Here is a 10,732-nt window from a genome sequence, read left to right on the forward strand (position 1 = left end):
ACCGGCAGCGTCCAAGCGATCTCTGTGAGAGGTGTGCAGTGAAAAACAATTCCGCTTCGCGTTTCGGCAAGAAGACCCCGCAAGCCCTCGGCCCTCGCACGCTGAGCTCGCGCCTCTTCCTCCAGGCCCTTGAACCCCGCGTCTTGCTGGATGCCGCCATGGCCCAGACTGCGCAGGACGTGGCGCAGGCGGTACCCGACGCGCCGCCCGCGGCCGAGACCCAGGCGCATGCCGAGCTGATCGCCGCCTTGGGCGCCGTGGAGCAGCACAAGGCGGCCGCCGGTGAACCGACGGAGCCGCGCAGCGAGGTCTATTTCATCGACCGCACCGTTGAGGAAGCGGATGCGCTGGCGCAGTCGCTGCCGCCCGGGGCCGAGCTGCACTACATCGAGCCAGGGGTGGACGGCCTGCGCTTCATTGCCGACACACTCAATGGCCGCCAGGATGTGGACGCCATCCACATCCTGAGCCACGGCGAAGCGGGCATGCTGCAACTGGGCACGGCCACCTTGACGCTGGAATCCATGCAAGGCGAATATCGCGACGAGCTGATGCAGATCGGGTCGGCCCTGAGCGCCGACGCCGACGTGCTGCTTTATGGCTGCGACTTCGGCCAGGGCGAGGCCGGCGAAGCGGCGGTGCACACGCTGGCCGTGATCACCGGCGCCGACGTGGCCGCGTCCACGGACACCACCGGCGCGTTGGCGCTGGGTGGCGACTGGACGCTGGAACGCCAGAGCGGATCCGTCGAGGCCGTGGCCGTCTCGGCCCAGGATTGGAACTATGCGCTGGCGCCGCCTGTGCTGAACACGCTGTTGAATCTGAGCTACACCGGCGTCGAAGACGCGCCCGCGCCGGTTGGCGCGGTGGGGACAACGATTTCAGCGTATACGGCAGGCCTGAGCGACGTTGATCCGGGTGCGCTCAAGGGCATTGCGCTGACCGCCGCGAATGCCACCAACGGCACGTGGTGGTACACGTTGGACGGCGGCACCAACTGGACCGCGGTGGGCACCGTCAGCGGCACCAGCGCGCTGTTGTTGTCCGACACGCCGGATTCGCGCATCTACTTTCAGTCCAACACCAACTTCAACGGCAGCGCGGGCAATGCGCTGACGCTGCGCGGTTGGGACCAGAGCGCCGGCACGGCCGGCACCAAGGTCAATCCCACCACGATTACCGGCGCGGTATCGATCGCGTCGGACACGGTCGCGGTAACGGTCACGGCGGTCAATGACGCGCCGGTGCTCAACGTCGACACCCGCAACCTGTCGACCATCAACGAAGACTTGAACGCCAGCGTGCCCGCGCCCGCACCCACCGGCGGGGTGGGCACGTCGGTCAACAATTTCATCGAGTCGGTCTCCGACATCGACAGCGGATCGTTGACCGGCGTCGCCATCGTGGGCGCGGACACGGCCAATGGCATGTGGTGGTATTCGATCAACAACGGAACCACCTGGGCAGAGATGGGCACCTTGTCCGACAGCAACGCGCTGTTGCTCGTCAACAGTGGTGACTCGCACGTCTACTTCCGCCCCAACGCCGACTACAACGGCACGGCCAGCCTGACCATCCGCGCCTGGGACCAGACCAGTGGCACGAACGGCGGCACGGCGGACGCCAGCGTCAACGGCGGCACCACGGCCTATTCCAGCGCCACGGGCGCCGTCAACATCATCGTCAATCCCATCGTGGACATCGTGGCCAACACCTCCACCACCGCCGAAGAGACGACGGTGATCATCAACGTGCTGGCCAACGACACCTTCGAGAACAGCGGGCGCGCGGTCACGGCCATCAACGGCACCGCGATCACCGTGGGCGGCCCGGCCGTCAGCGTCGCCAATGGCTCGGTCGTGTTGAACGCCGACGGCACCATCACCTTCACCCCGGGGCTGGACTTCCCGGGCGCGGCCGCGTCCGCCAACACCGTCTTCACCTACACGGCAACCTCGGCCGGTGTCTCCGAGACCGCCAACGTCACGGTTACCGTGACGCAGGTGCAGGACGCCCCGCGCATTGATCTTGACGGTTTGGCCCTGGGCACCGGCTACAGCAACACCCTCGACGAAGGCACCGCCGCCATCGGCCGCCAGGTGTCCGTCACCGACCCCGAGAACAACAACTTGGCATCGATGACGATCAGCTTGTCGGGCGCCATGGCGGGCGACCTGCTGACGTTGGGCGGCACCGTCACCGGCATCACGGCCAGCTACAACAGCGGCACAGGCGTGCTGACGCTCAGCGGCAACACCACGCTGGCCAACTACCAGACCGCACTCGGCTTGGTCAATTTCAGCACCACGTCCGGCTCCACCGCCGCGCGCACCATTTCGGTACAGGCCACGTCGGCCCTCGCGCCCACCGCGTCCAATGTGGCGGTAAGCACCATCACGCCCATCGACACCGATGGGGACGGCGTAGCCAACACGGCCGATCTGGACGACGACAACGACGGCATCCTGGACAGTGTGGAGTCCCTGGCCACCACGCCGTCTCTGATCGACGGTTCGATGGAAGGCGCGTTGGGAGTCGCGCACACCGAGAATGAAAGCCTGAACTTCAGCATCGACGGCACCGGCTTCACGGACGCTGCGGCCACGCCAGACACCTGGAAGGGCACGTTCTCGCTGGCGGGTTCGGGCCAGTGGGCGGGCGCCATGAATGGCGTGCCCGGCGCGGCGGAGGGGCAGGTCTTCATGGCGATCTACAGCGGCTTCGTGGAAGAGGCCGCGCAAGTGATCATCCCCGCGTCCGCGGGCATCCAGGTGGGCGACGTGGTGCACATCTCGTTCCAGGAGATCTTCGGCGGCGTCAACGGCGAGACCATCCCGGGCATGGAGGCGTACTTCATCGTCACCGTGGACGGCGTGTCGTACAACGCCGATACCCTGACCTACAACGGCAACAACTTCAAGACCTGGTCCACCGGGGGCATCACCTTCACCGCCACGTCGACAGCGCCCGTGGTCGTGTTTTCCATTGGCCGACCCAATGGCGGTGACGGTGCGTATCTGGGCCTGGACGATGTGCGCGTCTACAAGGTCAGTTCGCTGACCGCCGCGCAGGACCGCGACGGCGACGGCCTGGTCGACCGCCTGGATCTGGACAGCGACAACGACGGCATCACCGACAATGTTGAAGCGCAAAGCACGGCCGGCTACCAGCCGCCCAGCGGCCAGGGCATGGCCATGGTGGATGTGGATGACGACGGCCTGGACGATCGCTATGACGCCGACACCGTCAGCGTCAACCGGACCACGGAGGCCGCCAGCCTGGGCCTGACGCCAGTGGATTCCGACGCCGATGGCACCACCGACGTCTACGACGCCGACAGCGACAACGACGGCACGGCAGACGTGGCCGAACGCGGCGACGGCCAAGCCACGTCCGTCACCAGCACCACCGACACCGACCAGGATGGCCTGCTGGACATCTTTGAACACGGCACCGTCAACGACGGCTTCGATGTCCAGGACGGCAACGTCATCACCAGTGGCAGCGGCCTGAGCGCCACGGTTACCGGCTTCACCCTGAGCGATAGCGACGGCGACATCTTGGCCGACGGCAGCAATGCCCAGGTCTTGAGCGCCGACCTTGACTGGCGCGACAACTTCGTCGGCGTGGCCCCGCCGGTGGCGCTGGCGGATTCCGCCACCGCCGTGGAAGACACGCCGCTGTCGGTATCGGCGGCGGCAGGCCTGCTGGCCAACGACACCTTCAACCGCGACGGCAGTCTTACCGCCGCCAGCTACGACAGCAACGCCGACGGTACGCCGGACACGGCGATCACCGTGGGAGCTGCGACCACGCTGCTGCGCAACGGCATCCCCACCGGCATCCTGACGCTGAACGCCGATGGCTCCTATACCTTCGCACCGGCCGCCAACTACGACGGCCTGGTGCCCTTGGTGCGCTACACCATCACCACCCCCGGCGGCAGTTCCAACGGCGACCTGTCGCTTGCCATCACGCCGGTCAATGACGCGCCGGTGCTGGCGGACACCAGCTTGACGGTCGTGGGGGTCATGCCGTCCAACGGCGCGCCAAGCAACCAGGTGGGCATCCTGATATCGGACCTGGTGGGCGGCGTCACGGACGCCGATACGGGCGCGGTCAAGGGCGTGGCCGTCACGGCCATCAACAGTTCGGGCACGCTGTACTACTCGCTGAACAATGGCGCCAACTGGACGCAGGTCACCACGTTGACCGAGGCCACGGCGCGCCTGTTGGCGGCCGATGGCGTAACGCGCCTGTACTTCCGGCCGAATACCGGCGTGGTGGGCAACGTGGCCGACGCGTTGACGTTCCGCGCCTGGGACCAGACCAGCGGCACCAATGGCGGGACGGGCGACGCCACGGTGAACGGCGCTGCGACGGCATACTCGGGCACGACAGACACCATCCTGATGCGCGCCAACACGGCGCCAGTGCTGGATACCTCGCTGGACCTGCTCTACACCGGGCTGGAAGATGCGCCCACGCCGACTGGCGCCGTGGGCGTGCTGGTTTCCCACTTCACGGCCGGCCTGAGCGATGCGGATGCGGGCGCACTCAAGGGTGTTGCCATCATCAGCATCACGGGCACGCACGGCGACTGGTGGTACACGCTGGATGGCGGCGCCACGTGGACCGCGATGGGCTCGGTGTCGACCAGCAACGCCTTGCTGTTGCCCGACGATCCGAACGCGCGCATTTACTACGTGCCGGATCCCGGCTTCACGGGCGATGCGACCATCGAGATGTCGTTGCGCGGGTGGGACCAGAGTTCCGGCACGGCGGGCACCAAAGTCACTATCGGCACTTCCAATGCCTTCTCAAGCGCCAGTGACTCCGTCGAGGTCTTCATCACGAACGTCAATGACGCGCCGGTGCTCAACGTGGCCACGCGCAACCTGACGACCATCAACGAAGACTTGAACGCCAGCGTGCCCGCGCCCGTACCCACCGGCGCGGTCGGTACGTCGGTCAACAACTTCATCGGCTCGACGTCCGATGCGGACAGCGGTGCGCTGACGGGCGTCGCCATTGTGGGCGCGGACGCCACCAATGGCACGTGGTGGTATTCGATCAACAACGGCACGAACTGGACACAGATGAGCGCGGTGTCCGACACCAGCGCCTTGCTGCTCATCAACAGCAGCAATTCGCGCGTGTACTTCCGCCCCAACGCGGATTACAACGGCACGGCCCCACTGACGATCCGCGCCTGGGATCAGACCAGCGGTGCGAATGGCGCAACGGCCGACGCCAGCGTCAACGGCGGAGACACCGCCTTCTCCAGCATGACGGCGTCGGTCGGTCTGCTCATCAATGCCATCGCCGATATCGTGGCGAACACGTTGACCAGCGCCGAAGACACCGCGGTGAACATCGATGTGCTGGGCAACGATACCTTCGAGAACAGCGGCCGTTTCATTTCGGCCATCAATGGCACCGCGATCACCGCGGGCGGGGCCGCCGTCAGCGTGGCGAACGGGTCGGTGGTGTTGAACGTCGACGGCACGCTGACCTTCACGCCAAATGCCGATTACCCTGGAAATCTGGCGTCGGGCACCGTAAATTTCACGTACACCGTGACGTCCGGCGTGATGACCGAGACCGCCAACGTGATGATTACCGTGACGCAGGTGCAGGATGCGGCGCGCGTGGATCTGAATGGGGCGACGGCGGGTTTCGACCACAGCACGACTTACGATCAAACCACCATCAGCATTGGCAACCTGGTGTCCGTCACCGATCCCGAGAACCAAAACCTGAGCTCGATGACGATCACCTTGTCGGGCGCCACGGCGGCTGACGTCCTGGCGCTGGGCGGCGCCGTGCCCGGCATTACGGCCAACTACAACAGCGGCACGGGCGTGCTGACACTGACGGGCAACACCACGCTGGCCAATTACCAGACCGCGCTGGGCCTGGTCACGTTCACCACGACGTCCACTTCGGCCACCACGCGCACCATCTCGGTACAGGCCACGTCGGTGGCGTTTCCCACCGCGTCCAACGTGGCGGTCACCACCATCACGCTGCTTGATTCCGACGGCGATGGGGCGACCAATCTGGCCGACATCGACGACGACAACGACGGCATCCTGGATATCAACGAAAGCGGTGATACCGACGCCGACGGCATTGTCGACCGCCTGGATCTGGACAGCGACAACGACGGCATCACCGACAACGTTGAAGCGCAAACCACCGCCGGCTACTTGCCGCCCAGCGGCCAGGGCGCGTCCATCGTTCTGGACGCAGCATCACGGCCATCGACGGCACTGCCATCCTGGTGGGCATGCCGGTTGCAGTCGCCAACGGATCGGTCGCGTTGAAGGCCGATGGCACCATCGACTTCACGCCGACTACGGACTTCAACGGCCCGACCAGCTTCACGTACACCGTGACCTCTGGCGGTGCGGTCGAGACGGCAACCGTCACGGTGACCGTCACGGCGGTGGCGGATGCGCCGATGACGGTGGACCCGGCAGTACCTGGTCAAACCTTTGACCCTGCCACGGGCAACTACGCGATCAGCCTGAACGAGGACGCTGTCTTCAGTGGCCAGGTCTCGGCGGTTGATGGCGACGGTGACACCTTGATTTATGGCGTAAGCACCTCGGCGCTGCATGGCATGGTGACGGTTGATCCGGCAACGGGCGCGTACACGTACACGCCCACGGCGGACTACTACGGTGCCGACAGCTTCATCATCAGCATGGACGACGGCACGGGCAACATCAGCTTGTCGACGGTGACGGTGACCGTGGCCGCCGTGGTGGACATCGCCAGCGACACGATCACGACCAATGAAGACACGACGGTCAACATCGCGGTGGTTGGCAACGACACGTTCGAAAACGCGGGCTTCGTCATCACGGCCATCGATGGCAACGCAGTCGTGGTCGGTACGCCAATCGTGGTCGCCAACGGTTCGGTCACGTTGAAGGCCGATGGCACCTTGGACTTCGCGCCCACGGCCAACTACAACGGTTCGACCAGCTTCACCTACGCCGTGACCTCTGGCGGCGCGGTCGAGACGGCAACCGTGACGGTCACAGTGACCGCCGTGGCGGATGTGCCGATGATGGTGGACCCGGCGGTGCCCGGTCAGACGTTTGACCCCGCCACGGGCAACTACGTGATCAGCCTGAACGAGGACGCTGTCTTCAATGGCCAGGTCTCGGCGGTGGATGGCGACGGCGATACGCTGGCCTACAGCGTATCTTCGGCGGCCATGCACGGCATGGTGACGGTTGATCCGGCAACGGGCGCGTACACCTACACGCCAACGGGCGACTACTACGGTGCCGACAGCTTCATCATCAGCATCGATGACGGCCAAGGCAACGTGACGCAGTCGACGGTAAGCGTCACGGTGGCGGCAGTCGTGGACATTGCCAACGACACGGTCACGACCAACGAAGACACAGCGGTCAACATCGCGGTGTTCGGCAACGACAGCTTCGAGAACGCCGGGCGCAGCATCACGACCATCGACGGCAACGCCATCGTGGTGGGTACGCCGGTGGCAGTCGCCAACGGGTCGGTCACCCTGACGGCGGACGGCACCCTGGACTTCCTGCCGGGCTCGCACTTCCACGGTTCAACCAGCTTCACCTATACCGTAACGTCCGGTGGCGTCACCGAGACCGCTACGGCCACGATCAACGTCACTGCGATCAACGATGTACCCATCTTGGTGGACGTCAGGATTGGCGGCCAGGTGTTGAATCCCGTCACGGGTGAGTACGGCGTGCCGACAACGGAAGACACATCGGTCGCTGGACGTGTGGAGGCGTTGGATTCAGACGGCGAGCCGCTCCAGTACACGGTGACCACCTTGCCGGCCCACGGCGCGGTGACGCTGAATGCCGCTACCGGAGACTACGTCTATACGGCCATCGGTGATTTCCACGGCAACGACCGCTTTGTGGTGACGATTACCGATGGCAGCGGAGGCTTGGTGCAAACGGTGGTGAATGTGACCGTCGGGGCAATCGTGGACATCGACCACGATACGGTGACGACCAACGAAGACACACCCGTGAATATCGCGGTGCAGGCCAACAACACGTTCGAGAACGCCGGCCACGTCATCACGGCTATCGATGGGTCGGCGGTGGTGGTGGGAACGCCGGTCGCGGTCGCCAACGGCCTGGTGACGCTGCGCGCCAATGGCACCTTGGACTTCGCGCCTTCGACCAACTACAACGGCACCACGACCTTCACCTACACCGTCACCTCGGGTGGCGTGACCGAAACGGCGAACGTTACCGTGAACGTGACGGCGGTGAACGACAGCCCGGTCGTACCGGCGGTGGCCGTGAGCCTGCCGCTGGGCGGCGGCGGCCTGGAGGTGTCGGCGGATGGGGGCTTGCTGGCCGGCGCGTCGGACGTCGATGGCGACCCCTTGCGCGTGACCGACGTCAGTGTGGATGGCGTGCCGGGCAGCACGCCGGCCGGCTCGCCCCTGGCGATTCCGGGGGGAGGCACGTTGTTGGTCAGGCCCGACGGCAGCTACGTCTTCACCCCGTCCACGGGCTTCACGGGCGAACTGGTGGTGCGTTACCGCGTCAGCGACGGCAATGGCGGGTTCACGGAATCGACCTTCACGCTGCGCAATTCGACGCCGTTGTTCGTGGAGCAGGAAAACTTCCTGTTCGTTCCGCAGTCAGGGGCAGGCGAGTCGAACATAGGCGGCAACGCCGGCTTGTCGGCCAGCGAGGTGAGTTCGGTGTTGATTAACGCCGTGAACCGGCTCGGATCGCTGAACGGCACAGCGGACCTTCCGCAATCGGGCGGCGCCGTGTTGCGGGCGGTCAATGGCGTCAACAGCCTGGACCATCTGGGAACCTTCGATGCCTTGGGCGCGGTGCTGCAAGCCGTCAACGATATCTCGCCGCTGAACGGCAGCGGCGATATGGGCGCGCGGGGCGGCTTGCACCAGTTGCTGGGCGCCGGCCTGGGCGGCGGATGGGGCGACAGCCAGGCGGTGTTGTCGACGCTGCCGCTGGGTGGCGGCTTGCAACTGGACTTGATGGGGCGCGGCGATCAGTTGCTCTTCGTCATCAACGGGGGCGACGGCAAGGCGGACATGGGCATCACGCTGGCCAACGGCGCGGCATTGCCGGCCTGGGTGCAGGCGGATGGGCGTGGCGTCGTGTTGATCAATCGGCCGGCTGGCGTGGAAACACTCAGCCTGCGCCTGACGTCCAGGTCAGGGCCGAATGCCGGCGTCGACCGGGTGATCACGATCGACTTCCTGTCGGGCACGATGCGCGAGCAGCGCGCCCCGGGGGACTCGTTGCCGCGTCCGCAGACCGCGCCTGACCGCACGCCGGGCGCGGCGGCCGCCGCACCCGTGCGGCTGGCGGGCACGCCGTTCTCGGTGCAGTTGGAACAAGCGGCGCGGCAGCACGATGTGGAGGACATCGCCTTGATGGACCTGCTGGACTAAGCGCTTGATGCAGGCAGGAATGCCCGGGCAAAACAAGGGCCAGGGCAAACGCCGGGCGGGCGGGGGGCGACTTCCGCCCGCCTTGCCGCCTGGGCCTCAAGCGGCGTGGGCGGGCCGGTGGCTCAGATGGCTTTGAAGGTCTTCAGGTGAATGCTGGTCTCGGTGGCCGAGATGCCCTTCAGGGTGCGCAGCCGGTCCAGCACTTCAGACAATTGATCGATGGTGGGCACACGCAGTTCCGCCAGCAGATCCCAGCGCCCGTTCGTGTCATGCAGGCCGGCCACGGCGGGTTCGCCCATCAGCAGGTTCACGATCTTGCGGGTTTCGTGGCCTTCCACGGCGATGCTTATCCACGCCACGATGTCATCGGTTTCTGCTTCGGGGCGCAGGCGCACGGTATAACCAACGATGATGCCCCGCTCTTCCAGCTTGCGGATGCGGTTGTCGATGGTGCCGCGCGATACGTCCAGTTTCTTGGCCAGGGTGGCGATTGACAGGCGGGCATTCGCGCGCAGCAGTCCAAGCAGATTCTGGTCTAGCGTGTCCATTGCGAAAAGTGCTAATCATGGCTGTCGGAATGCCAGAATCTTAGCGTTTCGTATGGAATATTGTCACTATGAATTGATTTGGGCATCAGCCAGAATTTCCTTTCCATCACTTGGGGAGAAAAAAATGACGACACTGCTCACAACATCGGACGTTGCCAACATCATGGCCTTGCAAGGCCCGCGCAAGGTGTTTACCGAACTGCTCGACTACGTACTGGCCGATTTTTTGCGATGGCAGGAATTCGACAAATGCGCGCGCGTCGCCAGTCACTCCCCCACCGGCGTCATCGAACTGATGCCCACCGCCGACCACGAGCTCTACAGCTTCAAGTTCGTCAACGGCCACCCCAATAATCCGCATGCCGGCCTGTCCACCGTGATGGCTTTTGGCGCGTTGGCCCAGGTCAACACCGGCGAGCCGCTGCTGATCAGCGAACTGACGCTGACCACCGCCTTGCGCACCGCCGTCACCTCCGCCCTGGCCGCAAGGGCGTTGGCGCGACCCGATTCTCGGTCGATGGCCCTGATCGGCAACGGCGCGCAGGCCGAGTTCCAGGCGCTGGCTTTTCACTATGTGCTGGGCATCGACACGCTGCACGTGTACGACGTGGACCCGGACGCCACCCGCAAGCTGCAATTGAACCTGGCCGTCGCCGCGCCGGCCTTAGCGGTGCTGGTCTTCGACGGTACCGCCCAGGCCGTCAAGGGCGTGGACATCGTCACCACCGTC

The 10,732-nt window shown here is 65.3% G+C and carries 3 protein-coding genes and 1 pseudogene; 3 read left to right on the forward strand and 1 reads right to left on the reverse strand.

The window, feature by feature from the left end; all coding sequences use genetic code 11:
* Positions 1–38: 38 nt before the first annotated feature.
* Both WBR68_RS16425 and WBR68_RS16430 read left to right on the forward strand, forming a co-directional pair.
* Positions 39–6,329: a DUF4347 domain-containing protein gene (locus WBR68_RS16425; protein WP_230694754.1), complete on the forward strand. Its 6,291-nt coding sequence runs from the start codon at positions 39–41 to the stop codon at positions 6,327–6,329.
* The gene (locus WBR68_RS16430; protein ID WP_230694755.1) at positions 6,293–9,454 is read left to right on the forward strand and encodes an Ig-like domain-containing protein; all 3,162 of its coding nucleotides are present in this window, start codon (positions 6,293–6,295) and stop codon (positions 9,452–9,454) included. The genes WBR68_RS16425 and WBR68_RS16430 overlap by 37 nt, the downstream gene beginning before the upstream one ends.
* A 122-nt stretch (positions 9,455–9,576) precedes the next feature.
* On the opposite strand, the gene WBR68_RS16435 is transcribed toward WBR68_RS16430, so the two are convergent.
* On the reverse strand, positions 9,577–10,002 hold the full coding sequence (locus WBR68_RS16435) for an Lrp/AsnC family transcriptional regulator (protein ID WP_050446844.1): 426 nt from the start codon (positions 10,000–10,002) through the stop codon (positions 9,577–9,579).
* A gap of 124 nt (positions 10,003–10,126) precedes the next feature.
* Between WBR68_RS16435 and WBR68_RS16440 the strand changes: the two are divergent.
* Positions 10,127–10,732: pseudogene (locus WBR68_RS16440) on the forward strand (ornithine cyclodeaminase); the annotation flags it as partial.

This window comes from Achromobacter sp. JD-1, from assembly GCF_038594925.1.
GTDB classification, from domain to species: Bacteria; Pseudomonadota; Gammaproteobacteria; order Burkholderiales; family Burkholderiaceae_B; genus Achromobacter; species Achromobacter spanius_C.